Source organism: Pseudomonas sp. 05N36 (genome assembly GCF_056397385.1).
This window is the reverse complement of record NZ_JBFTNH010000034.1, coordinates 14,733-40,846: the sequence shown is the minus strand read 5'-3', so window position 1 is coordinate 40,846 and position 26,114 is coordinate 14,733. Positions and strand designations below refer to the sequence as shown.

Below are 26,114 nucleotides of genomic sequence, written 5' to 3'. Positions count from 1 at the left end.
CTCAGTACCCGAATTTCTTGACGACCATAGAGCATTGGAACCACCTGATCCCATCCCGAACTCAGCAGTGAAACGATGCATCGCCGATGGTAGTGTGGGGTTTCCCCATGTGAGAGTAGGTCATCGTCAAGATTAAATTCCGAAACCCCTATCTGCGTATGCAGGTAGGGGTTTTGTTTTGCCTGCGAAATAGTGCCCGGACAACCTGATTAGGTTGCCCGCGCCAGCTTCCACTGCCTGGCCAGATGCACATAGACAATCATGTTGATGAGAAGCACCAGGCAGCCCAGCCCTAGCTGTATCGCCGGTGTCAGTCCAGCCGGGTATATCAACGGCCACACATAGTGCTCGATGAAACTGTCACTGTAACCGTCCTGTCCGGCAGATTGGCGCCAGAGGTTTTCCCAGCGGGTCAGGGGGCAGGTCAACTGGAAGATTTCGACGACCACGCCCCACGCAGCGGCAGGCAGGTGCCACCAGATCAAGTGCCGCCACTTGAGCGTTAACAGGCCGCCGAAAAGCACGAACAGAATGAACAGTAGATGAAGCAGTACCAGCCCGTCAGCGGCTATTCGGTAAAGCATGACGACTCCGTCCTCCACTTGTTTTCCATAGCCGCCAAATATGCGGTTTTGTTGAAGTAAGGCTGCTCGCCTTCAGCAAAGCCACAGATTCACGCGGTGATTTTTTGTCCTGTCTCTCGCCACCTATACTCAAAATACCATGGTTGGAAATGCTGCTCGTTTCGTTCGGACAGCGTAAAGGTCAGCGCTGCCGTGTCATTTCTAGGGGACTGCGATCTTGAATCTGCGTTTCCTGCACGTTGTCTTGTTAGCGGTGTTGGCGGGATGTGCCACAGTCCATCGCGCCTCCGAGCCGACTGCGCCGGTGGTTATTTCGCAAGCAACCTGGCAACAGATTGATCAAGACATAGACACCGCATCGTTGGCCTCCAAAGGGGTAGTCAAGCGTTACACGCGCGGCGCCATGGAGCGCTGGAGAGAGCTGGTCTACCAGCGTACTGAAACAGACTTCATCCCGTGGTTTACCAACTATTGGACCCAGCAATGGCTGTCTGCGAAGGTGGGCTGGTACAAGATGAGCAGCGGGGGAGAAGTCGATCCTGTGGTCAACCGGCTAACGGTCTATCTACAGGAGCAATACCATGAACGCGTGCTGGACCCCGTCGCCAGGATCACCGATCCCAACGCGATCATGGTCGATGCAATTACCTTGTATTTACAGACCCTCGACGCGCATCTGGTGGAGATCCAGCAGCACTACAGCGCACCTCAAGATCAATTCGACCGTCGACTCAACGACATTCCGGCAATTGCGCTGGCACCTCCGCCTGCACGCAACGCTTCGCTCTATCAAATTGCTCACGCCGAACCGGTTACCAATCTGCCAGCCTATCAGGCCTTGATCGAACGAGTCCGCAGCGCTAACAGCGGTGCGGGAGCCGGGTTATCGGACGCCGGTATATCGTCGGTGGCCAAGCGAGCCGGCGAAAAGCTCGAAGCCGAGATTGCCACCCGCAGTGCCGCCGGCGCTGTTGCCGCGGCAGTTGGCCGAGTAGCGGGGGCCGTAATTTCTGTGGTGACGGCGAGTATTGGTGCCGTCTCGAATGAGAATGATCGAGCGGAGACTGAAGTGCAGCTACGCAAAAGCCTGGGCGACGCGTTCGACAAAGCGTGGCTTGGGTTGATAGAGAACGAGGCCAATGGGGTAATGGCGGGGGTCTACTACATTTCGGGGCAGATAGAAGGCAGCCTCGCCAAAAACCTGCCGCTCGTGCCCGAACCTGCACCGCTGGAGTCTCCTCTGCAAGGCGGTCAGGCTCTTCAGTAGGAAAATAGCCTACCTCCGCTACTCAACAGCTGGGCATCCGTTGAGGGGCGCGCTGGCCATTTTACTGATCAGGCCGGCCAGTCGTTTTACATTGTTTTGATGAGCCGCCACCAAATCATCGACGGTCGCCCCCGCCGGTGTTTGTAACGTTGTGCGGCAGGTCAGCGGTACTTTGTTCGCATCGGTTCCCGCAGTTCTCAGGCGCCATTTCACATCGACGAGTGCGTACTGACCGGGGACTGAATCAAAACGCTGCACGTCGACCCGCAGCGATACATCGCGCTGAGACGTTGTGCCAGACAGTTGATTGACCAAGGCGCTTTTCAACTCATCGGACAGGCTGGCCCCCCACCATTCGGTTTCCAGGATTGCCAGGCCACTGTTGCCCTGACGAATGACGATTTGCGGGCGGTCGACCTGAGGTGGCACGGTGACCCGCTCAATCTGGATATCTGCGCCACCCCGCGCGCCAACGGTCAGCTGGGCCGGGGTCAGAGTATGGTAATGAATTGGATCGCTGCGACATGCAGCGAGCAACACCACCAGACTGAGCAATGAACACTTCAGCGATAAAGACACGGGCTGCTCCTGGGTCAATGGCTCGAAGACGGCTGCAGGTCTTGTGCCGGGGCGCCTTTGGGGCGTCCGCGCACCAGGGATTCAGGATGACGGGTCAGGTAGTCTGACAATTCACGCAGCGAGCGTGATGCGCGCCCGAGTTCGTCCAGGGTTTCACTCAATTGCTCGCGTTGTGGCGAGCCTTCGGCGAGGGTCGAGTTGGCCGATTGCAGGGTTTTGCTCATCTCCTGCAAGGTGTTCTGTACACCAGGCAGTGTCGTGCTATTGACTTGTTTGAGGCTTTTTCGCAGTTCTGTCAGGTTGTCATCAAGGTTGTTGGCGATGCGCTCGATCGGCAGTTTGTTGATCTTTTCGATCACTGCCTGGAACTGCTCTTGCAACTGCTCAAGGCTTGCAGGAACAGTGGGTATCCGCATTGGCCGGGCGTTGGGGTCGAAGGCAACTTTTTCGGCTTTAGGGAAGAAATCCAGTGCAATGTACAGTTGCCCGGTCAACAAATTGCCGCTGCGGGCCTGGGCGCGCAGACCGTTTTCGACAAAGCTGCCCATGAGTCGATTAACCGCCTGTTCGTCGTCGGGGTTGTAGTTCAGGGCCTTCAGCATCTTGATATGGGCCTGGCCCAGACGTTGCGGATAGATCACGATGCCCACGTTGATGGGAAAACTGTGGGCCTTCTCATCGTAGTCCAGATTGATCGCAACCACCTTGCCGATATCCAGTCCCTGGAATTCCACGGGGGCATCCACCTTCAAGCCGCGCAACGCCTGATTGAAACGCAGCGACAGGAATTGCGCCTTGCCGTTGGGTGGGGCAAGGGCGGTCTGTTGATTGTCGAACAACTCGAAGCTCATGTTTTCGGCCGCCGGTTGGTCGTTGGGACTGTAGTCTGGAGCGCGAAAGGTAATTCCGCCCACCAGCATGGCTGACAGTGACTCGGTTTTGAACGCAAAGCCATTGGCGCCCACATCGATGGCGATACCGCTGACGTTCCAGAAGCGAGTGTTTTCAGTGACGTGGACGTCGTTTGGCGCCTTGACGAAGACCTGGATATCCACCCCCTTGCCCTCGGAGTCCAGGGTATAGGCGACCACTTGCCCCACCGGGATCTTGCGGAAATAGACAGGAGAGCCAATTTCCAGTGAACCGAGATCCTGGGTGTGCAACATGAAATGCTTGCCCGGTTCACCAAAGGTGAGGGGTAGCGGGGCTTCAAGACCTATGAAGGTTTTGGCGCGGGCATCGGCGCGACCGGCGTCGGCACCGACAAAGGCGCCCGAGAGCAACGTGTCAAATCCAGACACGCCGCCGGCACCAATGCGTGGCCGCACGACCCAGAACTTCGAGTCTTCGCGGGTGAAGGATTCCGCTTGTTTGACGAGTTTCACCGTGGCGTTGACGCTCTTCTGGTCATCGCTCAATTCGACGTCGGAGACATGGCCGATCACCACGTTGCGGTATTTGACCTCGGTTTTGTTGGCGATGAGACCTTCGCCAGTCTTGAAGTTGAGAATGATGGTTGGACCTTGTTGCAGTATGTTGTGCACCACCAGGGACACCCCGACCAGCACTGCGACGATCGGCACGATCCATACCAGCGAAATACTCCAGCGACGGGTCTTGATACTGGCATGGCCGGGGACTGGCTGTCCCTCAGCGGCTTGCGACTCCATCCATGACCTCCTCGGATTTTCGGTTTTCCCAAATCAGGCGCGGGTCAAAACTCATTGCCGAGAGCATGGTGAACACCACCACCAGACCAAAGAACAGTATCCCTTGGCGGGGTTCGATATCGCCCAGCGCCTGGAATTTCACCAGCGCCGCTACCAGTGCAACGACAATCACATCGAGCATCGACCAGTAGCCGATCAGCTCGACGAAACGGTAGAGTTTTGAGCGCTCTTTGCGAGCCCAGAGGCTACCGCGTTGTACCGTGATCAGCAGCAGCGAGAGGGCCACGAACTTGATGCCCGGCACTGCAATACTGGCGATGAAAATGATCAGCGCAATGTCCCAGGCTCCATGTTCCCAGAACTCCAGCACGCCGCCGATGATGGTGCTTTCAGAGTCGCTGCCCAACATGCTGGTGTTCATCACCGGCAACAAATTGGCCGGGATGTAAAACACCATTGAGGCCAGCAGGTAGGCCCAGGTTCGGGTCAATGAGTTGGCTTTGCGGGCATGCAAGGGGGCGCCACAGCGCTCGCACTCGCATGGCTGGTCGGTCATGTCGCAGGCGTTGCCGCAGCTGTGGCACAGGCAAAGGTTCAGATCGCGGGCTTCAGGTGCTGTGTTCATAGGGTGTCCCACAGGTCGCGAACATCGCGGCCGGCAATCCGGATCAGCAGCAAGCTCAGCACCGAGAGGGCAAACAGGCCGATGCCCGGTAGCACATCAAGCAGTCCTGCAAGTTTGAACACCGAGACCAGCGCCCCCAGCAGGCAAACCTCAAGCATGCTCCAGGGCCTTAGGGTTTCCAGCCAGCGCATGCACAGCCTGAATGCCGGTGAGCGTTTGGCCGCGAGGGCAAAACTCAGCACCCAGACCAGCAACAGCAGTTGAATGATGGGCGCGATGATCATGGCGATGGCCGCGACCATCGCCATGAAGGTGATCGGCCCCTGGCTGAGCGCCAGCACCGAGTCCCATAAGGTGGCGCTATTGTTCAGGCCTTTGAGGCTGATGCTCATCACCGGATAGAAGTTGGCGAAAACCCACAGCACGGCGGCCGTCAGGCTCAAGGCCAGGCGTTGCTCCACTGATAATCCGTTGTAGCGCTGAAGCACCCCGCCACATCGCGTGCACAGGGCGGTTTGATGTTTGGCGAGCGCCACTTTTTCATACACGCAATCGCAATGTTCACAGATGATCAAATGATCAGTCCTGGTCATGGTTCGCGCTCAGGGGGAAGTCGGAAGCTACAGGCCGTTATATGAATATAGAAGTCCCTCGCGATAGAGCAAATCCAAGGTGCGAGGCTTGAGGCAATACGGGAGGGCAAGCGCTGGTAGCTTGTGGCTTTCATCACCAACAACTGCGAGTTCTTGAGGACCGAGAGCGCGCAGTCAGTGGTTTGGGTTGATGGGCGAGAGACGTTATTCGCCGCGAATGTACTGTTCCAGCTGCTTGATCAGTTCGGCCTGCTCGGCAATGGCTTCCTTGACGAGGTCGCCGATGGACAACAAGCCCAGCAATTGACCATTTTCCACCACCGGCAAATGACGCAGGTGCTTGTCGGTCATGATGTTCATGCAGGTTTGCACGGATTGATGGGAGTCCACCGTGATGACCGGCGAGTTCATGATGTCGCTGACGGGCGTACCGACCGAGGAGCGCCCCTTGAGCACCAGTTTGCGCGCATAGTCGCGTTCACTGATCACGCCAACAATTCGACCGTCTTCGAGTACCGGCAATGCACCGACGTTTTTTGCGGCCATGACCATTAGGGCTTCGAGCACCATCTGATGCGAGTTGATGGTATGAACCTGCTGGTTCTGTTCGGCCTTTAACTTGAGCAGTTGCGCGACGGTCTTCATGAGGGCCTCTCCGGTGTTGTATTTATCAGGCGTCGCCAAGCGCGTTGACGCTTATACAGAATCATAGACGCAGGCCAACAGAGCAAGAGGGCAAAGCGGCATTTGGGGGTTCTAAAAACGTCATCGAAGGGAGTTTGCGCTATCAGCAGTGTGGTTTCGCCCTTGGCAGTCGCTGATAACCCGGGCGGGTTATCAGCGTCCTGGCAGACTCGCTTAGCAGTAGCGATCGATCACGCACACACCGGACTGGCCCTGCGCACTCTTCCACGCCTGATTCAGCGTCTCGAGAACACGCCCGACAAAGTCTTTGTCGGCGGCCGCTTTCTTGCCAACATAACCCTGGCCGCGACGGTACATCTTCAATCGGGCACGCAAGTCATGCTTGTTCTTTTCGAACTCATCTTCATGAGCGTGGGGCGACAGGCAGTCGATATGCACCTGGCCAGACTCGGCAATCCACAGGATATGGCTGTCATGGCTGTCTTTGTGTGCTGCGAACATCCGAGCCAGTTCATCAATAGTCGGTTGATTGTTCAGATTCATTTGTAAGCCCCTTGACCAGTGTTTGATCTGTCTAGTTGGTTCGCTAGTTCACTTCTCTGCATCGGTAAGTTGATATCTGGTACCGAAACCAGGGCGACAGTGGGTGTCTGCCGAATATCGGCAGGGCCTTGAGCAGGATGCATGTAGTCTTGCCGAGAAACTGCTACGCACGTGCGGCACAGCGGGGAGAAACAGCGATTACCTGGACGTTGCTACCGACATTATTCAGCTCGGCCACAAGCATCTTGAGGATTGATCGCCAGCGTTTCCCGTCCTTGTACTGGACACTCATGCTGGGTCAGCTTCATCAATCTGCCTTGTGGGCAGTACACATCCGGGAGCAGCTCGGCGGTCAGTCGAGCTTTTTCACAACACTTTTGCCAATGCTCCCGATCGGGGAGACGTCCGCATCATGCAAGGGGAAAAACAACTCGTCAACGGTTTTGTAGTGAATATTTTAAATCACTACATAAAACGCTGTGGTGCCCGCAGGGTCGGCCTAGAGCCTTGTCCTACAATCACTTGCGCGGTAAACGCAAAGGCAGCCGTGAGCACCGATGACGCGTAGAATCACCCTGTGAAATAGTCTTCGAGGTTGCAGTGGTGGATTTACAGCAGGGCTTCGTCTTGACCCGGCATTGGCGCGATACCCCGGCCGGCACGCAAGTCGAGTTCTGGTTGGCGACCGATCAAGGCCCAAGGCTTGTCCGGCTGCCGGTTCAGCCGTCGGTGGCGTTCATTCCCGAGCAGCAGCGCGAGCAGGCCGAGTTGCTGTTGCGTGGCGAGCAAGGTGTCGAGCTTCGCCCGCTGGGGTTGCAGGATTTTCAGCATCGGCCGGTGTTCGGGCTGTATTGCCAGCAGCACCGCCAGTTGATGCACCTCGACACGCTGTTGCGCAGGGCCGGTGTCGATGTGTTTGAGGCGGATATCCGTCCGCCGGAACGCTACCTGATGGAGCGCTTCATCACCGCGTCGGTGTCGTTCACGGGAACGGTGGATGACTCCGGCACACTGCTCGACGCTCATCTCAAGCCTGCACCGGACTATCGCCCGCACTTGAAACTGGTYTCGCTSGATATCGAAACCACCGMSCAWGGCGAGCTGTATTCGATTGCRCTGGAAGGCTGYGGYCAGCGSCAGGTCTAYATGCTCGGGGCGCCAAATGGTGATGACTCGTTGGTGGATTTTGCGCTTGAGTACTGCGACTCCCGGACCCTGTTGCTGAAAAAACTCAACGAGTGGTTTGCGCTCCACGATCCCGACGCAATCATCGGCTGGAACCTGGTGCAATTCGACCTGCGCGTGCTGCACGAGCATGCCCGGCGGCTGGCCGTGCTGTTGCGTTTGGGGCGTGGCGGCGAGGAGATGCAGTGGCGCGAACACGGTTCGGGCAACAATCACTTCTTTGCTGCCGCCGCTGGCCGGCTGATCATCGATGGCATCGAGTCGCTGCGCTCGGCGACCTGGAGTTTCCCTTCATTCAGCCTGGAAAACGTTGCGCAGACACTGCTGGGTGAAGGCAAATCGATCGACAATCCGTACCAGCGCATGGACGAAATCAACCGCATGTTCGCCGAGGACAAGCCCGCACTGGCGCGCTACAACCTCAAGGACTGCGAGCTGGTCACGCGGATCTTCCACAAGACCGAACTGCTGACCTTCTTGCTCGAGCGCGCCAGCGTCACCGGTTTACCGGCTGATCGCAGCGGCGGTTCGGTGGCCGCGTTCACTCACCTCTACATGCCGTTGATGCACCGTCAGGGCTTTGTCGCGCCGAACCTCGGCGAGCGTCCTCCGCAGGCCAGTCCCGGCGGGTTTGTCATGGACTCGCAGCCGGGGTTGTACGAGTCGGTGTTGGTGCTCGATTACAAGAGCCTGTACCCGTCGATCATCCGGACCTTTTTGATCGACCCGGTGGGGCTGGTGGAGGGCTTGCGCCACCCCGACGACAGCGAGTCGGTACCGGGCTTTCGCGGTGCGCGTTTCTCGCGGACGCGGCATTGCCTGCCAGCGATTGTCGCTCGTGTATCGGAAGGCCGGGAAGTTGCCAAGCGCGAGCACAATGCACCGCTTTCCCAGGCCCTGAAAATCATCATGAACGCGTTCTATGGCGTACTTGGTTCCAGTGGCTGCCGGTTTTTCGATACGCGCCTGGCGTCATCGATCACCTTGCGCGGGCACGAGATCATGCTCAGGACTCGCCAACTGATCGAGGCGCAAGGGCACGCGGTGATTTATGGCGACACCGACTCGACCTTCGTCTGGCTGCGGCGTGCTCATGGTCAGGAAGAAGCGGCGCAGATCGGCCGGTCTCTGGTCGAATACGTCAACCACTGGTGGCGCGATCATTTGCTCAAGGAGTTCGGGTTGCACAGCGTGCTCGAGCTGCAATTTGAAACGCACTTTCGACGATTTCTGATGCCGACCATTCGCGGCGCGGAAGAGGGCAGCAAGAAGCGCTATGCCGGGCTGGTGACACGTGCCGACGGCACTGACGAAATGGTCTACAAAGGCCTGGAAACCGTACGCACCGACTGGTCGCCGCTGGCTCGGCAATTTCAGCAGGAACTCTACCTGCGGATCTTTCACCGTCGGCCTTATCAGGATTATGTTCGCGAGTTTGTCCGGGCGACGCTGGCCGGTGAGCACGATGACTTGCTGATCTATCGCAAGCGCCTGCGCCGGCCATTGGACGACTATCAACGCAACGTACCGCCCCATGTGCGCGCCGCACGCCTGGCCGACGAATACAACGATCGACTGGGCCGGCCACTGCAGTATCAACGCGGCGGCTGGATCAGTTACGTGATCACGGTGGCGGGCCCCGAACCGCTGGAAACCCGCAGCGCGCCGATTGACTACGACCATTACGTCAGCCGCCAGCTGCAGCCGGTGGCCGACGCGATACTGCCGTTTGTCGATGATGATTTCAGCACGCTGATTGGCGGGCAATTGGGCTTGTTCTAAGCCTCAGACCATCGCCAGCGGATGTTTGCGAGTGGGCGCGCCAAACGCTCGATCCAATGCCTGAAGATCTTCAGCATCGAGCTTCAGATCAGCGGCGGCAGCGTTCAACTCCAGGTGTTCTGGATGCATCGCTTTGGGGATGGCAATCACGCCGTCCTGACGCAGAATCCAGGCCAGTGACACCTGGGCCGCAGTGACGTTATGGCGTGCAGCGATCTGCTTCAGTGTCGGCTCGACCAGAAGCCCCCCGGCCTGGGCAATCGGACAATAAGCCATTAACGGCATGCGCTGTTGCTGGCACCAGGGCAGCAGGTCGAATTCGATGCCGCGCTCCTCGAGGTTGTAGAGCACCTGATTGGTCGCGCAGGTTCCTGGGCCCAGTTCATGCAGGTCCGCCAGATCGAAATTGGACACGCCCCAACGGCCAATCTTGCCGTCGTCGCGCAGGCGTTCGAAAGCATCGACGGTCTCTGCGAGCGGGAACTGGCCGCGCCAGTGCAGCAGATACAGATCGATGTAGTCGGTTCCCAAACGGCGCAAACTGCGTTCGCAGGCTTGAGGAATACCGCGTTGGCTGGCGTTGTGCGGGTAGACCTTGCTGACCAGAAACACCTGATCGCGAACACCGGTAATGGCTTTGCCAACCACTTCCTCTGCGCCGCCCTCGGCATACATTTCTGCGGTGTCGATCAGGGTCATTCCCAGCTCGATGCCGGTGCGCAATGCGGCGATTTCACGGGTTCGTTGTTGTGGGTCTTCACCCATGCGCCAGGTGCCCTGACCAATGACAGGGACGGGCACCCCAGCCAGTTCAAGCGTTCGCATCACAACCTCCAAACGAGACTTGATGAGTAGAAATTGGGCCGCAGCGAAGCCAAGAGGTTCTATTGCACACTCGACGCCATCCATTGCATATATTTAAAAGGAATAAATATCTAGTTATTTATTCCTTTGCTCCATGTTCAATCAAGTGCATTTTAGGGTCTCGCACAGCAGTGCTCACGTAGCCCAATTCGACAGGAAGCCTAGTCATGACCATCAAAGCAATCAACGTCCGCAATCAGTTCAAAGGCATCGTCAAGGAAATCCTGGAAGGGCCGGTGGTCTCTGAAGTCGATGTGCAAACCGCTTCCGGGATTGTCACGTCGGTGATTACCACGCGTTCGATTCGCGATCTCGAGTTGGTGGTGGGGAGCGAGGTCATCGCGTTCGTCAAATCCACCGAGGTGTCGATCGCCAAGCTCTGACGCGAGAGCCCGGCGTCACGTTCTCTCACAGAGCCGTCATGGTCGGCTGCCCTCGGCGATGACGGCGGCTTTGCTTTCCCGGGTGTAAGTCAGTACGAAATGCGCCACGAGGCCGAAGATCAAACCCCAGAAGGCGGCGGCCAAACCGAGGAAACTCATGCCCGAGGCGGTGACCAGAAAGGTGATCAGCGCCGCTTCACGTTGCTTCTCGTCCGCCATGGCGCCGGTCAACCCGGCGCTGATTGCACCGAACAAGGCCAGGCCGGCGAGGGAGGCGATCAACTCTTTAGGCAGGGCGGAAAACACCGAGGCCAGGGTCGCGCCGAAGGTGCCCATCAGAATGTAGAACACCCCGCAGGCAATCCCGGCGATGTAGCGTTTGTCACGGTCTTCGTGGGCTTCGCGGCCGGTGCAGATCGCCGCCGTAATCGCTGCCAGGTTAAAGCCGTGGGAGCCGAACGGGGCCATCAGAATCGAGCCAATCGCGGTGACCGAAATGATCGAGCGCGCCGGGGTGTTGTAGCCCGAGGTGCGCAACACCGCCATGCCGGGAACGTGCTGGCCGGTCAGGGTCACCAAGGCCAGTGGCAGACCGATGTTGATGATTGCATGCCAGCTCCACTCGGGGGCGATGAAGACCGGGTGGGCTACGGCGATGGTGATCGAGCTGCTGTTGAGTTCACCGAACGAGGCGGCCACGGCGCAACCGATAATCAGCACCGAGAGAATCGCGTAGCGCGGCGAAAAGCGTTTGAAGATCAGGTAGGTTGCGATCATCGCCAGCACCAGTGCCGGTTGCAGCTTGATCGAGGTGAACAGCTCTGCGCCGAAGCGAAACAGAATACCCGCGAGCATGGCGGCAGCGATGGCTTTGGGCAGGCGACTCATCAGTTTGTCGAACGCCCCGGACAAACCGACCACGGCGATAATCACCGACGCCACGACATAGGCGCCGATAGCTTGGGGCAGGGTAACGGTGGGCAACATCGATACCAGCAATGCCGCGCCCGGCGTCGACCATGCCGTGATCACCGGAATCCGCAGGCGCCAGCTCAGGAACAGGCCGGTAATGCCGCTGCCGATGGAGATGGCCCAGATCCACGAAGACACCACGTCGCTGGGCAGATGGGCTTCCTTGGCTGCCTGAAACACGATGATCAAAGGGCCGGCATAGGAAATGATCACCGCGATGAAGCCCGCAATGACCGCTGACAGGGATAGATCCTTTCTGAGTGTGTCCATGATGTCTCGATTTGGCGCGGCAGAGTCGCGCAGTGATCAGGTGGGGAGGATTGAGTTGATTGATTCGATTCGATATGAGTGTATTTGAATGAATTGAGTTGACTCAATAGCAGGCAAGATTGTTACGAGAGTTTTTTTGCTCTCGGTGCCTGTTTTTTTGGCTGATTGGCGTTTAATTATTTGATTTATAAGCTTATTAGTTCTTGTAAAAATATCGTGGTGTCGCGCTGTGTATCGGCTAAGTTGTTGAATCAATCGACTCAATTTATCGATTGGGTCGATTTATTAATTGCCTAACCTCCATGTGATATGCTCGGACATTCATCATTTCTACGATGGGCAGTGAACATTCATGTGGGTTCCGCAGCTAAGCGAGTTCAGCCAGCCGATGTATTTGTCGATTGCCGATGCATTGGCGCGCGATATCAGCAGCGGCGTGTTGAGGGAGGGTGATCGCCTGCCGACCCTGCGGGAGCTGGCTACCACCCTGAATGTCACGCCGGGCACTATCAGTCGGGCCTACAGCGAAGCCCATCGACGTCGTCTGGTGCAGGGGGAAGTAGGGCGGGGCACTTATGTGCTCAATCAAAAGCAATTGGAACTGCCTGCCAGCAATAGCGCCGCGCCGCTGAACCTGGGGCAACCCGAATTACTCGATCTGTCGATCATCAAGCCCAACAGCGAAACCCTGGAATACTGGTTGCGCGGCGCGTTGGTGGGCATGGCCAAGAGCACCGATTTCGCCCGTACCCTGGATTACGCGCCGGACGGCGGTCACCCGGCTCATCGCGAGGCGGGTGCGCAGTGGTTGCGCCATTCATTGCCCGATGCGCAATGGCAGCAAGTGGTGATCACCGCCGGTGCCCAGCATGGCTTGATGGTCGCGATGAGTGCCCTGACCAACGCTGGTGACCTGGTGCTCTGCGAAGAGCTTTGCTACCCCGGCATCATTTCCCTGGCCCATGGTCTTGAGCGCCGCTTGCGTGGCGTGCCGATGGACGATGAAGGGATCATTCCCGAAGCGCTGCGCGAACTGTGCCTGCGCGAGAAGCCGGCGATGCTGGTTTGCGTCGCGACCTGCCAGAACCCGACGGCGGCGATCATGTCGCAAAAACGCCGAGCACAAATCGCGGCGCTGGCTGAAGAGTTCGACTTCATCATCCTGGATGATGACATCTACGGCTTCCTCGCCACCGACCCGTCGATCAAGCCGTTGTCGGCGTTTGCACCGGATCGTTCGGTGTACCTGACCAGTCTGTCGAAATCGGTCATGCCGGCGCTACGCATCGGCTATCTCTATAGCCCGCCCAAATTGCTCTCGCGCCTGACCTCGATGGTGCGCAGCAGCGTCTGGATGCCATCGCCGCTGACTGCGCAATTGGCCAGCAATGTGATCGCCGAAGGCCTCGACAAAAAACTGATCCGCATCCAGCGCAACGAAGCCGCCGGGCGGCAAGCGATTGCCCGGGAAATCTTTGCCAATTTCGAACTCAAGACCCAGCCGTATTCCTACCACGTCTGGTTGACGCTGCCTGAGCCGTGGACCAGCGACGAGTTCACCATGCTGGCTCGGACCCACGGGGTGCTGGTGCTCAGTGGCACGCAATTTCAGGCTGAACGCTCCGGGATTACCCGCTGCGTGCGGCTGGTACTGATGTCGCCTACCAGTCAGGACGAATTGCGCTTCGCCCTGACCAAGCTGACCAGCCTGATCGATTCCGACCCGCGACGTTACTACTGAGGTCACGAGGGTGGCTGGAAGCAAAAAGGGCGCCCGAGGGCGCCCAAAATCACCTTAACCGAGGAGCCAGGTGAGGCCGTTCGTGTAACTGCGGCGGTGGTAAGGCGCTGCGTGAACGGAATTGCGTGGTGCGCCCGAAGGCGTGCCGTTATCTATTCAGTGCTGTCGCGATGAAACGCGACGGCGTTAAGCCGTCGCTCCGATCTGTTCGGTAGCAGGTCGTTGTGAAGCCGGTTGCTTCCAGGATTCGCTCGCGGTCTGATCCATGGCTTCCTGGATCGCACGCTTGCGAGTGGCTTCGGCCTTGCGGCTGAAGTACCAGACCATGAAGGTCACGATCGATACCGCCAGCAGAATCAGGCTGGCCACCGCGTTGATCTCGGGTTTCACGCCCAGACGCACAGCCGAGAACACTTCCATCGGCAGGGTGGTCGAACCCGGGCCGGAGACGAAGCTCGCCAGCACCAGATCGTCCAGCGACAGGGCGAACGACATCATGCCGCCGGCGGCCAGCGACGGCGCGATCATCGGAATGGTGATCAGGAAGAACACCTTCAATGGCCGGGCACCGAGGTCCATGGCCGCCTCTTCGATGGACAGGTCCAGCTCACGCAAGCGTGCCGATACGACCACCGCCACATACGCGGCGCAGAACGTGGTGTGGGCGATCCAGATGGTGACGATGCCACGTTCCTGCGGCCAGCCAATCATCTGCGCCATCGCCACGAACAGCAGCAACAGCGACAGGCCGGTGATCACTTCCGGCATCACCAACGGCGCGGTGACCAGCCCGCCGAACAGTGTGCGGCCCTTGAAGCGGGTGACGCGGGTCAGCACGAAAGCCGCCAGCGTGCCTAGCGCTACGGCGGCAATCGCGGTGTAGCAGGCGATTTCCAGCGAACGCACTACCGAGCCCATCAGCTGGGTGTTGTCCAGCAGGCCGACGTACCACTTCACCGACCAGCCGCCCCAGACCGTCACCAGTTTCGAGGCGTTGAACGAGTAGATCACCAGAATCAGCATCGGCATGTAAATGAACAGCAGGCCGAGCACCAGCATCATTCTTGAAAATCCGAAACGGTTCATGCCCGTCCCTCCATCTCTTTGGCTTGGCTGCGGTTGAACAGGATGATCGGCACAATCAGGATCGCCAGCATCACCACCGCCAACGCGGACGCCACCGGCCAGTCACGGTTGTTGAAGAACTCCTGCCACAGCACGCGACCGATCATCAGGGTTTCCGGGCCACCGAGCAGTTCCGGAATCACGAACTCGCCGACCACTGGAATGAACACCAGCATGCAGCCGGCGATGATGCCGTTCCTGGCCAGCGGGACGGTGATTTTCCAGAAGTTGTTGAAGTTGCTTGAGCCCAGGTCCGATGCGGCCTCCAGCAGACTGCCGTCATGCTTGACGAGGTTGGCGTACAGCGGCAGCACCATGAACGGCAGGTACGCATACACCACGCCGATGTAGACCGCAGTGTTGGTGTTGAGGACTTCTATCGGCTCTGAGATCAGCCCGGTCCAGAGCAGGAAGGCATTGAGCAAACCGTTGTTGCTGAGGATGCCCATCCAGGCGTAAACGCGGATCAGGATGGCGGTCCAGGTCGGCATCATGATCAGCAGCAGCAAGACGTTCTGCGCTTCCTTGCTGGCCTTGGAAATGGCGTAGGCCATCGGGAAACCGATCACCAGGCACATCGCTGTGCTGAGGGCGGCCATTTTCAACGAGCCCAGATAAGCCGAGATGTACAGCTCATCGTCGCCCAGCATGGCGTAGTTGCCGAGGTTCAACAGCAGCTGGAATTTCTGTTCGGCGAAGCTGTAGATCTCGGAGTAGGGTGGAATGGCCAGGGCTGCTTCGGAAAAACTGATCTTCATCACCAGGAAAAACGGCAGCATGAAGAACAGGCACAGCCACAGGAATGGAATACCGATCACGACTTTACGGCCGCTCGGCAAAAACCGCTGAAACTGCTGAGTGAGAGTGTTCATGCGCGCAGTACCACGCCGCTGTCGTCTTCCCACCAGACGTAGACCTGATCGTCCCACGTCGGGCGTGTGCCACGGCGTTCGGCGTTGGCCATGAACGACTGCACGATCTTGCCGCCAGGCAGCTCCACGTAAAACACCGAGTGCCCGCCGAGGTAAGCGATGTCATGCACCTTCCCCTGGGACCAGTTGTAACGGGTCTCGGGTTTGACGGTGCTGACCAGCATTTTTTCCGGGCGGATGGCGTAGGTGATCGACTTGTCCTGCACCGACGTGCTCACGCCGTGACCGACGTAGATCTTCTGTTCCAGGTCCGGGCTGTGAATGATCGCGTGACCTTCCAGGTCTTCTACAACGGTGCCGTCGAAAGCGTTCACGTTGCCGATGAATTCGCAGACCATGCGGCTGACCGGCGCTTCATAGATGTCGACCGGGCTACCGATCTGGGCGATCCAGCCCAGGTGCATGATCGCAATGCGTTGGGCCATGGTCATGGCCTCTTCCTGGTCGTGGGTCACCATCACACAGGTCACACCGACGCGCTCGATGATTTCCACCAGTTCGAGTTGCATCTGCGAGCGCAGCTTTTTATCCAGTGCACCCATCGGCTCATCGAGCAGCAGCAGTTTCGGGCGTTTGGCCAGCGAACGAGCCAGTGCCACACGCTGGCGCTGACCACCGGAGAGCTGATGCGGCTTGCGCTTGGCGTACTGGGTCATGTGCACCAGCTTGAGCATTTCTTCGACGCGGGCTTCGATTTCACTGGCAGGCAGGCGGTCCTGCTTCAGGCCGAAGGCAATGTTCTGCGCCACGGTCATGTGCGGGAACAGCGCGTAGGACTGGAACATCATGTTGATCGGCCGCTCGTACGGCGGCATATCGGTGATGTCCACGCCATCGAGGTAGATCCGCCCTTCGGTCGGTCGCTCAAAGCCTGCCAGCATGCGCAGGAGTGTCGATTTGCCGGAACCCGAACCGCCCAGCATGGCGAAGATTTCGCCTTGGTGGATGTCCAGGGACACATCGTCTACGGCAATGGTTTCGTCAAATTTCTTGGTTACGCGGTCGACTCTCACCAGAACCTTTTTCGGTTGCTGATGACCTTCCAGAGCCTTCCTGTAAATGCTGGAGGCGTTTGCCATGTGAAACTCCCAACAGGTGTCAGTCGTCGGGCCAATACGGCCTGACTTAATAGTTGATTGCGAACCCGTACCGGGCGATGCCAGTCAGTTCAGCGGTGATCCCTTGTGGGAGCGCTTACTGGGTATCGTCCGGCTTGGGTCAATTCGGCGCCGCCGTCCTGGCTGCCTGGTCGTACTTGTTGTTATTGCGGTTTGTCTTTTTCGTGAGTCACGGGTGCGCAAGGGCGCGTCCGCCCGACTCACGTGGGCAGTCAATGGATTAATCGAGTGTCAAGTCAGCGGGTATTACGCAGCGCCGCCCGTTGTCGGCACGCGTCGCCAAACGCCTGGAAAATACTCAAGTAGGGAGGATTGGCCGGGACCTGCCATTCCGGGTGCCATTGCACGCCGAGGGCGAAGGCCTTGCTGTGCTCGACAGAGATCGCCTCAATCAAGCCGTCGGGAGCGATGGCTTCGGCGCGCAGGCCGGGGGCAAGTCGGTCGATGCCTTGGCTGTGAATCGAATTGACCTGGAACACCGGCGGCAATTCCAGCGCTTGGAACACACCGCCCGGTTGCACGCTGACCGCATGAGCCGGTGCGTACTGCACCGCCAGGTCCGGATGATCCGCTTCCCGGTGATCAAGCATGCCGGGCAGTTCGTGGACCTTCTGATGCAGGCTGCCACCGAACGCCACGTTCATTTCCTGAAAACCGCGACAGATACCGAGCACCGGAACACCGGCGGCAATCGCTGCACGCAATAAGGGAAGGGTGGTGCTGTCCCGGGCAGGATCGTGATCCGTGCCGGGTGCGCTGGCGGGGCCTTGATAGTGGAAGGGCTCCACATTCGACGGCGAACCGGTCAGCAACAAACCGTCGAGATGCGCGAGCAGCTCATCAATCTCGGTTAGTTCACCTAAGGAAGGAATGACCACCGGCATCCCCAGGGCCGCGACGCTGACAGCACGCAAGTACTTGTCGCCGCTGACGTGGTAGGGGTGCAGGCCAATCTGTTTGACGCACGCAGTAACGCCGATCAATGGCTTGAGTGCCATTTTTATCACCTCGAAGTTTCACACTTGAACGAGCTTTTCCGGAGCTTAGCCTCGTTGATTTTAATTAACAACTCTCATGTAAAAAATTCTAAACGGAAAAGCGGCTGGGAATCCGAGTTGGCGCGGGTTTCAGGCAGCAAAGTGGCCGATGAGTGGCCGACGCGGCCAATAAATTCAACGTGAAAGGCGCTTCGTTCGCTATTGACTTCACTTTGCCTTTCGGATTGACTGGGCTCTCGAAAGTGCAGTGAACATAATAATTAACAGCTAATAGGTGCATCATGTCGGTCCCTCTGCGTGCCGTTCAACTCAACGAAGCAAACGCATTCCTTAAGAAATATCCTGAGGTTTTGTACGTCGACCTTCTGATTGCGGATATGAACGGTGTGGTGCGCGGCAAGCGCATCGAGCGCACCAGTCTTCATAAGGTTTACGAAAAAGGCATTAACCTGCCGGCGTCCCTGTTCGCTCTGGACATCAACGGTTCCACGGTGGAAAGCACCGGCCTGGGCCTGGACATCGGCGACTCCGACCGAATCTGCTACCCGATTCCCGGTACCCTGAGCATCGAGCCTTGGCAGAAGCGCCCCACCGCGCAACTGTTGATGACCATGCACGAACTCGAAGGCGAGCCGTTCTTTGCCGACCCGCGTGAAGTGCTGGCCAATGTGGTGCGCAAGTTCGATGACATGGGCCTGACCATCTGCGCCGCGTTCGAACTCGAGTTCTACCTGATCGACCAGGACAACGTGAACGGTCGTCCGCAGTCGCCACGTTCGCCGGTTTCCGGCAAGCGTCCGATGTCGACCCAGGTGTACCTGATCGACGACCTCGACGAATACGTCGATTGCCTGCAAGACATCCTGGAAGGCGCGAAAGAGCAGGGCATCCCGGCTGACGCCATCGTCAAGGAAAGCGCCCCGGCACAGTTCGAAGTGAACCTGCACCACGTCTCCGACCCGATCAAGGCCTGCGACTACGCGGTGCTGCTCAAGCGTCTGGTGAAGAACATCGCCTACGACCATGAAATGGACACCACCTTCATGGCCAAGCCGTATCCGGGCCAGGCGGGCAACGGTCTGCACGTGCACATTTCGATTCTCGACAAAGAAGGCAACAACATCTTTGCCAGCGAGGATCCCGAGCAGAACGCCGCACTGCGTCACGCGATCGGCGGTGTGCTCGAGACCCTGCCGGCGCAGATGGCCTTCCTTTGCCCGAACGTCAACTCGTACCGCCGTTTCGGCGCACAGTTCTACGTGCCGAACTCGCCGAGCTGGGGCATCGACAACCGCACCGTTGCGGTCCGTGTGCCAACCGGTTCTGCAGACGCCGTGCGGATCGAGCACCGCGTGGCTGGCGCTGACGCCAACCCGTACTTGCTGATGGCGTCGGTGCTGGCCGGTATTCACCACGGCCTGACCAACGAAATCGAGCCGGGGGCACCGGTCGAAGGCAACAGCTACGAGCAGAACGAACAGAGCCTGCCGAACAACCTGCGCGATGCACTGCGCGAGCTGGACGACAGCGAAGTCATGGCCAGGTACATCGACCCGCTGTACATCGACGTGTTCGTGGCGTGCAAGGAAAGCGAGCTGGCCGAGTTCGAGAACTCCAGCGGCGGATCAATCAATATTGATGTCGTCTGGCACACCGCTATCGCGAGCAGGCTCGCTCCCACAAAGGGGTGTTTTTTCTGATCCTTAATGGGTTGGCCTTGGTCCGACAATTACTTATTCCTCTGCGTTGAGTCACTTCAATGGCAATTACTCGCAGCGACTGGGAGCAACGCTTCCAGTCCTTGACAATCGAAGGTCGGGCATTCATTGACGGCCACTACTGCTCGGCACTCAGCCGCGACACCTTTGAATGCGTGAGCCCGGTGGACGGCCGCTTCCTGGCGAACGTCGCCAGCACCGACGAAGCCGACGCGAATGTGGCGGTGCAGGTTGCGCGCCGGGCGTTCGAGTCCGGCATCTGGGCCAAACTGGCCCCGGCGGAGCGCAAGCGCATCCTGATTCGTTTCGCCGATCTGATTCTGGCGAACCAGGAAGAGCTGGCGCTGCTGGAAACCCTCGACATGGGCAAGCCGATCAGCGACGCCATGAGCATCGACATTCCAGCGACCGCCAACGCGATCCGCTGGAGCGCCGAGGCGATCGACAAGATCTACGACGAAGTTGCGGCGACGCCGCACGACCAGTTGGGTCTGGTCACCCGTGAACCGTCAGGCGTGGTCGCGGCCATCGTGCCGTGGAACTTCCCGTTGATCATGGCCAGCTGGAAGTTCGCACCGGCCCTGGCGGCGGGTAACTCGTTCATCCTCAAGCCTTCGGAAAAGTCACCGCTGACGGCGATTCGCATCGCCGAACTGGCGCTCGACGCGGGCATCCCGAAAGGCGTGTTCAACGTCCTGCCGGGCTTCGGTCACACCGTCGGCAAGGCGCTGGCGCTGCACATGGACGTCGACGTGCTGGCCTTCACCGGCTCGACGGCGATTGCCAAGCAACTGCTGATCTACGCCGGGCAAAGCAACATGAAACGCGTCTGGCTGGAAGCCGGTGGCAAAAGCCCGAACGTGGTGTTTGCCGACGCTCCGGATTTACGCGCGGCAGCTCAAGCTGCGGCCAGTGCGATTGCCTTCAATCAGGGCGAAGTCTGCACCGCCGGTTCGCGCTTGCTGGTGGAGCGTTCGATTCGCGAGCAGTTCATCCCGCTGCTGGTGGAAGCGTTGCACGCCTGGAAACCGGGGCATGCCCTGGACCCGGCGACCACCGTCGGCGCGGTCGTCGATCAGCGCCAACTGGACAACGTGCTGCGCTACATCAGCATCGGCAAAGAGCAGGGCGCCCAACTGATTGCGGGTGGCAATCGCGCCCTTGAAGACACCGGCGGCCTGTACGTGGAACCGGCGATTTTCGACGGCGTGACCAACGCCATGACCATCGCCCGGGAAGAGATCTTCGGCCCGGTGCTGTCGCTGATCACCTTCGACACCGCCGAGGAAGCGCTGGCGATTGCCAACGACAGCATCTTCGGTCTGGCCGCCGGGGTCTGGACCAGCAACCTGAGCAAGGCCCACACCTTCGCTCGCGGCTTGCGCGCCGGCAGCGTCTGGGTCAACCAGTACGACGGCGGCGACATGACCGCGCCGTTCGGCGGGTTCAAGCAGTCGGGTAACGGTCGGGACAAATCGCTGCATGCGTTCGATAAATACACCGAACTCAAAGCGACCTGGATCAAGCTCTAACACTTCTACAACGGCGGTCGCAGGCAAGTCCCTGCGGCCGTTCGGGAACTCAATCATGCAAAAACATGTAAACAGCTACTACGCCGCGACCCGCAACGAGACTATCGATTTTCCGGTGCTCGAAGAGCTGGTCGAGTGCGATGTCTGCGTCATCGGCGCCGGCTACACCGGTTTGTCCTCGGCCCTGTTCCTCAGTGAAGCGGGCTACAGCGTTACCGTGCTCGAAGCCGCCAAGGTCGGCTACGGCGCCAGCGGTCGCAACGGCGGTCAACTGGTCAACTCCTACAGCCGCGACGTCGATGTCATCGAAGAGCGTTACGGCGACAAGACTGCCGAAGTGCTGGGCAGCATGATCTTCGAGGGCGCGGACATCATCCGTTCGCGCATCAAGCAGTACGACATCAAGTGCGACTACAAGCCCGGCGGCATTTTCGCGGCGCTGAACAAGAAGCAGCTCAAAGGCCTGGCCGAGCAGAAAAGCAGCTGGGAGCGCTACGGCAACAAGAACCTGAGAATGTTCGACGCGGCTGAGATCAAGCGCGAAGTGGGTTGCGACAACTACGTCGGCGGCCTGCTGGACATGCAGGGCGGCCACATCCATCCGCTGAACCTGGCCCTCGGTGAAGCCGCGGCGATCATCGGCCTGGGCGGCAAGATCTACGAGCAATCGGCGGCGGTGGAAATCACCTACGGCGAGCCGATCACCGTGCGCACCGCCAAAGGCGTGGTGCGGGCCAAATACCTGCTGATCGCCGGCAACGCCTATCTGCCTCAGGACCTCGACAGCCGTGTCACCCGCAAGAGCATGCCTTGCGGTTCGCAAATCGTTGTCACCGAGCCCTTGTCGGCCAAAGTCGCCAAGAGCCTGATCGCCAACAACTACTGCGTCGAAGACTGCAACTACCTGCTCGACTACTACCGCCTGACTGCCGACAACCGCTTGCTGTACGGTGGCGGTGTGGTCTACGGCGCGCGCGAACCGGACGACATCGAACAACTGATCCGCCCGAAAATCCTCAAGACCTTCCCGCAATTGAAGGACGTGAAGATCGACTACCGCTGGACCGGCAACTTCCTGCTGACCATGTCACGCATGCCGCAATTCGGCCGCATCGAGAAAAACGCCTACTACATGCAGGGCTACAGTGGCCACGGCGTCACCTGTTCGCACCTGGCCGGCAAACTGATCTCGGAAATGATCCGCGGCGACGCCGAACGCTTCGACGCATTCGCCTCCCTGCCGCACATGCCCATGTTCGGCGGTCGCACCTTCCAGGCCCCGCTCACCGCCATGGGCGCCGCGTACTACGCACTGCGTGACCGTTTCGGCATCTAAACGCCACAATCCCTGTGGGAGCGAGCCTGCTCGCGATGAGGCCGGCACAGTCAGCATTGATGCCGCCTGACACACCGCCATCGCGAGCAGGCTCGCTCCCACAGGAGATTGATGGCGGACACAAAATCCGTGGGCGACCGGGACCAAACTGTGGGAGCGAGCCTGCTCGCGATGAGGTCGGCACAATCAACATTGATGCCGCCTGACACACCGCCATCGCGAGCAGGCTCGCTCCCACAATTTGCCCATCTAAACTGAGTGAGATCAGGCTCAACAGCCTTTTTACCCAACCATTTATCGAACCTGCTGAGCAACACCAACAAACGTGATTTAATACCCGACTTTCACGGTTCAGGGACAGGGAAGCGGTGTTCTTCGCGGCCAAAAGTCGCCCGCCATCCACCCCCATTACCCCTTAAGTCGTTCTAGCATAAGGCTGTCATGGATACGGGTTCTCGACTCAAATTAGTACGCGAAAGCTACAAACTGTCCCAGCGCGAGCTGGCCCGGCGTAGCGGCGTCACCAATGCCACCATCTCCCTGATCGAACAGAATCGAGTCAGTCCTTCTGTCAGCTCCCTGAAAAAGCTCCTCGAAAGCATCCCCATGTCTTTGGCGGACTTCTTCACCTTCGATCAACCGCCCCAAGAGCACAAATACGTCTTCCGCGCCAACGAGCAGCCCGACCTGGGCCGTGATGGCCTGCGTCTTTTGCTGATCGGCGCGTCGGTGCCGAGCCGGCAGATGCGGCTGTTGCGCGAGCAATACGCGCCTGGGGCCAGTTCGGGGGAAGAGCCGATTGTGCATGCTGAAGGGGAGGAGTGCGGGCTCGTTACCCGTGGCACGGTTGAGCTGACCGTGGATGGGCAGATCAGTGTGCTCAACGCTGGTGACGGGTATTACTTTCCGACGACGTTACCGCACAGGTTTCGGAATATCGGGGCGGATGAGGCAGAGATTATTAGTGCGAATACGCCCGCTAACTTCTGATGTGAAAGCAGCCTCGGAGGCTGTTTTCGAGCCCAAACGTTTCAAACAATCCAAGTCGGACGCGGATGTTTTGTAACGCGGCTCCGAGATTGACACGCCGGATCATCCCAAACACTATCGCCCCATGACCCACACACGCCGCATGAACATGATGTGCTCCTCCATGACCGCCTCTGGCGGGTCGTGAGGTCATGCGTTCATAGGATTTGACGTAATTACCCAAGGCCCCGCCAGAAATGGACGGGGCTTTTTAGTTCTCCGTCCACCGATGGCTAACGGAGAGTGAAATGTTCGAGATCAGACGCGCCACGCCAAGCGATTCCCAAACAGCCTTCGACATTCGGCTTCAAGCGATACGGCATCAATGCATCGGCGCCTATTCCACAGAGCAAATGCTGGCCTGGACGGCAGGATCAGCCGAGGACGGGTACAGCGACCTGATGGAAAAACACTTTTATCTGGGCTGTGTTCAAGGGGAACCGGTGGCGACGGGAATGCTTGATCTGGAGAGCGGCGAAATTGGCGCGATCTTTGTGCTCCCGGGTTTTATGCGGCAAGGCATCGGCTTGAAAATCCTGAACCACCTGGAATGCTTGGCACGGAACTTAGGCCTGAAAGAAGTCAATCTGGACGCTACGTTGAACGCTGCCGCCTTTTACCGGCGATGCGGTTACGTGGGTGATGAACCTGCTATTTACTACTCACCCTCCGGGCTTCAGCTGGCTTGTGTGCCGATGGTGAAAGGGCTTTTGTAGGCTAGGCAGTAACTGGCTGCAGCCCCCGGGGGGCGGGGCTCGCGAAGGACTTAATATTCCAGATGGCCACGATTGACAAACTCTCACGACTTGTAGGAATTTAGCCGCCCGCAGGTAAGGCATATCTGCTTACGGCCAAAAAATAGCCGTTATTCACCACACAAAGGATTGTCTATGCAAGGTTCAAACACCGTTGCCCAACCGGCGGACGGTCAGCTGGTGCATGCGCATCAGAACACCCCGCACATGAACATTGCCCAGCAAATTCTCGAATGTCTGTTTCGGCGTCGCAGTCTTGCCCCGGAACAGGATCATGAGCTTTCGTTGCAGGTGCTGGAACCCCATCTGGCGAAGGTAATGCAGGCGGTCGAGAGCGGTCGCAAGGTCGAAATGGTCTTGCCAGCCTTTCCCGGCAAGTCGCCTAGCCGCAAGAAAACCCTGAGCCATCTCCCTGATCTTGCTGAACACCATGCAATCGACGAGTTACACCGCCTGTGTGAGGAGATCCGGGAGATCTATGCGCCGGGCGCGTTGATTCATATCTGCTCCGATGGTTATGTGTTCTCTGACTTGGTGCATGTTCCCGATTCTGACGTCAAGGCTTACACCGACGCTATCCAGGACTACGCCGATCAGCACTATCCCGGTACGTTCGCCCATTTCGACCTCAGGGATGCCTATCCTCAGCTTGATTGTCTGGACGCCATGCGTGAGGAGATGATGATCGAGCACGGCCAGTCATTGATCCTGTTGCAGCAGCGCTTCAAAGATGAACCGCACATGATGTTGATGTACTGCGGTATCCATCGCTTTCTGTCCGAGGATTACTCGGGGCTCAAGGTATTCGCCGGCATGAGCCTGAATGCGGTGAAGAAGGTCGCCAAGCCGGCCTCCCAGCGGGTGATTCAGCGCAGTGAAGCCTGGAGCGCCCTGTTACTGGCGCGCTACCCGCATTGCCTGCGCCTGTCGATTCACCCGCAACTGGCGGTGTCGACGAAGATCGGTATCCGACTGGTGCCCACCAGTGACCTGTGGCGCACTCCCTGGCATTCGGTAGCCATCAAGCGACGGGGTGTGGTCACCCTCGAAAAACGCAGTAATGTCGATGAGCGCTACCACCGTCTGGTGTTTCGCAAGGGGCGTCCTTGTCACTACGCCAGTGCTCAATGATGGCGCCTCGGTTGCGGGTCGAAGCCGTACTCTTCGATTTGGATGGAACCTTGGTCGACACCTTGCCGGACATCACCTGGTGCCTGAATCAGGTGTTACTCGAACACGGTTGCCAGGCGCTGACCGCGCAAACAGTGCGGGGCTATATCGGTGGCGGGACCACTGCGATGATTGAGCGGGTTGCCGCGCAGTTTGGTATCGCGGATGCGATCGCCCTGCACCAGCGCTACGTGACGCTGTATCAGCACAACCTGGTTCAATTTTCCCGGCCATTCAGCGGTGTACTGGAATTGCTCGAAGGCTGCCGCCAGTTACAGCTGCCGCTGGCTATCGTGACCAACAAGGCCGAGGAAATGGCCTTGCAGGTTTCCAGAGCATTGCTGCCGCAGCATGCTTTCGGGCCGATTCTGGGGCATCGCACGGGCAGGTCACTCAAACCTCAGCCGGATGTGGCCTGGGAAGCCGCGTGGCGGTTGTCGGTTGATCCGCAACGCTGCTTGTTCGTCGGTGACACAGAGATCGACCTGAAAACTGCCCGTGCCGCAGGTATGTACTCGGCAGCGGTCACCTGGGGGTATGGCCTGACCCATACGTTGCAGGCCCAGGCTCCGAACTTCTGCTGTGAGCAACCGGCCGGGTTGTTGCGCATTCTGCAGCAAGTCTGCGGGACAGCGCATGCGCTCACCGAGCATGGCGATACCGTCAAATCCTATTGATACACACAAACCCTCAAGGAA

Annotated in this window: 24 protein-coding genes and 1 rRNA gene; 12 read left to right on the top strand and 13 right to left on the bottom strand. The window is 58.6% G+C overall.

The genetic code is table 11. The features are described from left to right. Positions 1-16: 16 nt before the first annotated feature. Positions 17-132: ribosomal RNA gene (gene rrf, locus AC1DIH_RS27505) — 5S ribosomal RNA — on the top strand. A 77-nt stretch (positions 133-209) separates the two neighbouring features. Here the strand turns inward: rrf and AC1DIH_RS27500 are convergent. Beyond that, entirely contained in the window at positions 210-584 is a 375-nt protein-coding gene (locus tag AC1DIH_RS27500) for a DUF2784 domain-containing protein (RefSeq protein WP_477773998.1), read from the bottom strand. A 217-nt stretch (positions 585-801) separates the two neighbouring features. Between AC1DIH_RS27500 and AC1DIH_RS27495 the strand changes: the two genes are divergently transcribed. Next, complete coding sequence (locus AC1DIH_RS27495) at positions 802-1,851, top strand: hypothetical protein (RefSeq protein ID WP_477773997.1); 1,050 nt, start codon at positions 802-804, stop codon at positions 1,849-1,851. 18 nt (positions 1,852-1,869) lie between these two features. Here AC1DIH_RS27495 and AC1DIH_RS27490 read toward each other — a convergent pair whose 3' ends face one another. The 6 genes from AC1DIH_RS27490 to AC1DIH_RS27465 all read right to left on the bottom strand — a co-directional run bounded on the left by AC1DIH_RS27490 (position 1,870) and on the right by AC1DIH_RS27465 (position 6,506). Next, positions 1,870-2,430: a PqiC family protein gene (locus tag AC1DIH_RS27490; protein ID WP_477774001.1), complete on the bottom strand. Its 561-nt coding sequence runs from the start codon at positions 2,428-2,430 to the stop codon at positions 1,870-1,872. 14 nt (positions 2,431-2,444) lie between these two features. Next, positions 2,445-4,100, bottom strand: coding sequence for a PqiB family protein (locus tag AC1DIH_RS27485; RefSeq protein ID WP_477773996.1), 1,656 nt, complete (start codon positions 4,098-4,100; stop codon positions 2,445-2,447). Further along, positions 4,081-4,725, bottom strand: a complete 645-nt coding sequence (locus AC1DIH_RS27480) for a paraquat-inducible protein A (protein ID WP_477773995.1) — start codon at positions 4,723-4,725, stop codon at positions 4,081-4,083. The genes AC1DIH_RS27485 and AC1DIH_RS27480 overlap by 20 nt, the downstream gene beginning before the upstream one ends. Beyond that, positions 4,722-5,318 (bottom strand): paraquat-inducible protein A, encoded by a 597-nt coding sequence (locus AC1DIH_RS27475; protein ID WP_477773994.1) that lies wholly within the window; start codon positions 5,316-5,318, stop codon positions 4,722-4,724. Before AC1DIH_RS27475 ends, AC1DIH_RS27480 begins: the two co-directional genes overlap by 4 nt. 204 nt (positions 5,319-5,522) lie before the next feature. Further along, positions 5,523-5,963 (bottom strand): CBS domain-containing protein, encoded by a 441-nt coding sequence (locus tag AC1DIH_RS27470; protein WP_477773993.1) that lies wholly within the window; start codon positions 5,961-5,963, stop codon positions 5,523-5,525. Between the two features lie 213 nt (positions 5,964-6,176). Then, positions 6,177-6,506 (bottom strand): hypothetical protein, encoded by a 330-nt coding sequence (locus AC1DIH_RS27465; RefSeq protein ID WP_427534299.1) that lies wholly within the window; start codon positions 6,504-6,506, stop codon positions 6,177-6,179. Positions 6,507-7,109: 603 nt separating this feature from the next. On the opposite strand from AC1DIH_RS27465, the gene AC1DIH_RS27460 reads away from it, so the two are divergent. Continuing rightward, entirely contained in the window at positions 7,110-9,473 is a 2,364-nt protein-coding gene (locus AC1DIH_RS27460; RefSeq protein WP_477773992.1) for a DNA polymerase II, read from the top strand. A 3-nt stretch (positions 9,474-9,476) separates the two neighbouring features. Here AC1DIH_RS27460 and AC1DIH_RS27455 read toward each other — a convergent pair whose 3' ends face one another. Continuing rightward, positions 9,477-10,298 (bottom strand): aldo/keto reductase, encoded by an 822-nt coding sequence (locus AC1DIH_RS27455; protein ID WP_477773991.1) that lies wholly within the window; start codon positions 10,296-10,298, stop codon positions 9,477-9,479. 206 nt (positions 10,299-10,504) lie between these two features. Here AC1DIH_RS27455 and AC1DIH_RS27450 point away from each other — a divergent pair, with 206 nt between their 5' ends. After that, positions 10,505-10,720 (top strand): TOBE domain-containing protein, encoded by a 216-nt coding sequence (locus AC1DIH_RS27450; RefSeq protein WP_054598130.1) that lies wholly within the window; start codon positions 10,505-10,507, stop codon positions 10,718-10,720. 36 nt (positions 10,721-10,756) lie between these two features. Here AC1DIH_RS27450 and AC1DIH_RS27445 read toward each other — a convergent pair whose 3' ends face one another. Next, positions 10,757-11,962: a benzoate/H(+) symporter BenE family transporter gene (locus AC1DIH_RS27445; protein ID WP_477773990.1), complete on the bottom strand. Its 1,206-nt coding sequence runs from the start codon at positions 11,960-11,962 to the stop codon at positions 10,757-10,759. 352 nt (positions 11,963-12,314) lie between these two features. Between AC1DIH_RS27445 and AC1DIH_RS27440 the strand changes: the two genes are divergently transcribed. Continuing rightward, complete coding sequence (locus AC1DIH_RS27440) at positions 12,315-13,703, top strand: aminotransferase-like domain-containing protein (RefSeq protein ID WP_477773989.1); 1,389 nt, start codon at positions 12,315-12,317, stop codon at positions 13,701-13,703. A 186-nt stretch (positions 13,704-13,889) separates the two neighbouring features. On the opposite strand, the gene AC1DIH_RS27435 is transcribed toward AC1DIH_RS27440, so the two are convergent. From AC1DIH_RS27435 to AC1DIH_RS27420, 4 genes are all read right to left on the bottom strand, one after another. After that, positions 13,890-14,789, bottom strand: a complete 900-nt coding sequence (locus tag AC1DIH_RS27435) for an ABC transporter permease subunit (protein ID WP_477773988.1) — start codon at positions 14,787-14,789, stop codon at positions 13,890-13,892. Continuing rightward, positions 14,786-15,667 (bottom strand): ABC transporter permease subunit, encoded by an 882-nt coding sequence (locus tag AC1DIH_RS27430; RefSeq protein WP_216741764.1) that lies wholly within the window; start codon positions 15,665-15,667, stop codon positions 14,786-14,788. The genes AC1DIH_RS27435 and AC1DIH_RS27430 overlap by 4 nt, the downstream gene beginning before the upstream one ends. A gap of 29 nt (positions 15,668-15,696) precedes the next feature. Continuing rightward, positions 15,697-16,839 (bottom strand): polyamine ABC transporter ATP-binding protein, encoded by a 1,143-nt coding sequence (gene potA, locus AC1DIH_RS27425; RefSeq protein WP_477773987.1) that lies wholly within the window; start codon positions 16,837-16,839, stop codon positions 15,697-15,699. Between the two features lie 275 nt (positions 16,840-17,114). Continuing rightward, the gene (locus tag AC1DIH_RS27420; RefSeq protein WP_477773986.1) at positions 17,115-17,876 is read right to left on the bottom strand and encodes a gamma-glutamyl-gamma-aminobutyrate hydrolase family protein; all 762 of its coding nucleotides are present in this window, start codon (positions 17,874-17,876) and stop codon (positions 17,115-17,117) included. A gap of 281 nt (positions 17,877-18,157) precedes the next feature. Between AC1DIH_RS27420 and AC1DIH_RS27415 the strand changes: the two genes are divergently transcribed. The 7 genes from AC1DIH_RS27415 (at position 18,158) to AC1DIH_RS27385 (ending at position 26,093) form a co-directional block, all read left to right on the top strand. After that, positions 18,158-19,576 (top strand): glutamine synthetase family protein, encoded by a 1,419-nt coding sequence (locus AC1DIH_RS27415; RefSeq protein ID WP_477773985.1) that lies wholly within the window; start codon positions 18,158-18,160, stop codon positions 19,574-19,576. A gap of 59 nt (positions 19,577-19,635) precedes the next feature. Next, positions 19,636-21,126 carry an aldehyde dehydrogenase gene (locus AC1DIH_RS27410; protein ID WP_477773984.1) on the top strand — a complete coding sequence of 497 codons (1,491 nt, stop codon included), beginning with the start codon at positions 19,636-19,638 and terminating at the stop codon, positions 21,124-21,126. A 55-nt stretch (positions 21,127-21,181) separates the two neighbouring features. After that, positions 21,182-22,462: an NAD(P)/FAD-dependent oxidoreductase gene (locus AC1DIH_RS27405; protein ID WP_477773983.1), complete on the top strand. Its 1,281-nt coding sequence runs from the start codon at positions 21,182-21,184 to the stop codon at positions 22,460-22,462. Positions 22,463-22,903: 441 nt separating this feature from the next. Then, positions 22,904-23,452 (top strand): cupin domain-containing protein, encoded by a 549-nt coding sequence (locus AC1DIH_RS27400; protein ID WP_019689637.1) that lies wholly within the window; start codon positions 22,904-22,906, stop codon positions 23,450-23,452. A 287-nt stretch (positions 23,453-23,739) separates the two neighbouring features. Then, positions 23,740-24,207, top strand: a complete 468-nt coding sequence (locus AC1DIH_RS27395; protein ID WP_477773982.1) for a GNAT family N-acetyltransferase — start codon at positions 23,740-23,742, stop codon at positions 24,205-24,207. A 174-nt stretch (positions 24,208-24,381) separates the two neighbouring features. Further along, positions 24,382-25,377, top strand: coding sequence for an L-tyrosine/L-tryptophan isonitrile synthase family protein (locus AC1DIH_RS27390; RefSeq protein WP_477773981.1), 996 nt, complete (start codon positions 24,382-24,384; stop codon positions 25,375-25,377). Continuing rightward, positions 25,377-26,093, top strand: coding sequence for an HAD family hydrolase (locus AC1DIH_RS27385; RefSeq protein WP_477774000.1), 717 nt, complete (start codon positions 25,377-25,379; stop codon positions 26,091-26,093). Before AC1DIH_RS27390 ends, AC1DIH_RS27385 begins: the two co-directional genes overlap by 1 nt. Positions 26,094-26,114 lie beyond the last annotated feature (21 nt).

Excerpts from the sequence above, each read along its gene's own strand:
- AC1DIH_RS27445 (WP_477773990.1), bottom strand. The coding sequence starts at position 11,962 with ATGGACACACTCAGAAAGGATCTATCCCTGTCAGCGGTCATTGCGGGC.
- AC1DIH_RS27415 (WP_477773985.1), top strand. The coding sequence starts at position 18,158 with ATGTCGGTCCCTCTGCGTGCCGTTCAACTCAACGAAGCAAACGCATTC.
- AC1DIH_RS27500 (WP_477773998.1), bottom strand. The coding sequence starts at position 584 with ATGCTTTACCGAATAGCCGCTGACGGGCTGGTACTGCTTCATCTACTG.
- AC1DIH_RS27440 (WP_477773989.1), top strand. The coding sequence starts at position 12,315 with ATGTGGGTTCCGCAGCTAAGCGAGTTCAGCCAGCCGATGTATTTGTCG.
- AC1DIH_RS27420 (WP_477773986.1), bottom strand. The coding sequence starts at position 17,876 with ATGGCACTCAAGCCATTGATCGGCGTTACTGCGTGCGTCAAACAGATT.
- AC1DIH_RS27410 (WP_477773984.1), top strand. The coding sequence starts at position 19,636 with ATGGCAATTACTCGCAGCGACTGGGAGCAACGCTTCCAGTCCTTGACA.
- AC1DIH_RS27435 (WP_477773988.1), bottom strand. The coding sequence starts at position 14,789 with ATGAACCGTTTCGGATTTTCAAGAATGATGCTGGTGCTCGGCCTGCTG.
- AC1DIH_RS27480 (WP_477773995.1), bottom strand. The coding sequence starts at position 4,725 with ATGAACACAGCACCTGAAGCCCGCGATCTGAACCTTTGCCTGTGCCAC.
- AC1DIH_RS27395 (WP_477773982.1), top strand. The coding sequence starts at position 23,740 with ATGTTCGAGATCAGACGCGCCACGCCAAGCGATTCCCAAACAGCCTTC.
- AC1DIH_RS27450 (WP_054598130.1), top strand. The coding sequence starts at position 10,505 with ATGACCATCAAAGCAATCAACGTCCGCAATCAGTTCAAAGGCATCGTC.
- AC1DIH_RS27390 (WP_477773981.1), top strand. The coding sequence starts at position 24,382 with ATGCAAGGTTCAAACACCGTTGCCCAACCGGCGGACGGTCAGCTGGTG.
- AC1DIH_RS27400 (WP_019689637.1), top strand. The coding sequence starts at position 22,904 with ATGGATACGGGTTCTCGACTCAAATTAGTACGCGAAAGCTACAAACTG.
- AC1DIH_RS27475 (WP_477773994.1), bottom strand. The coding sequence starts at position 5,318 with ATGACCAGGACTGATCATTTGATCATCTGTGAACATTGCGATTGCGTG.
- AC1DIH_RS27385 (WP_477774000.1), top strand. The coding sequence starts at position 25,377 with ATGGCGCCTCGGTTGCGGGTCGAAGCCGTACTCTTCGATTTGGATGGA.
- AC1DIH_RS27485 (WP_477773996.1), bottom strand. The coding sequence starts at position 4,100 with ATGGAGTCGCAAGCCGCTGAGGGACAGCCAGTCCCCGGCCATGCCAGT.
- AC1DIH_RS27465 (WP_427534299.1), bottom strand. The coding sequence starts at position 6,506 with ATGAATCTGAACAATCAACCGACTATTGATGAACTGGCTCGGATGTTC.
- AC1DIH_RS27455 (WP_477773991.1), bottom strand. The coding sequence starts at position 10,298 with ATGCGAACGCTTGAACTGGCTGGGGTGCCCGTCCCTGTCATTGGTCAG.
- AC1DIH_RS27405 (WP_477773983.1), top strand. The coding sequence starts at position 21,182 with ATGCAAAAACATGTAAACAGCTACTACGCCGCGACCCGCAACGAGACT.
- potA (WP_477773987.1), bottom strand. The coding sequence starts at position 16,839 with ATGGCAAACGCCTCCAGCATTTACAGGAAGGCTCTGGAAGGTCATCAG.
- AC1DIH_RS27470 (WP_477773993.1), bottom strand. The coding sequence starts at position 5,963 with ATGAAGACCGTCGCGCAACTGCTCAAGTTAAAGGCCGAACAGAACCAG.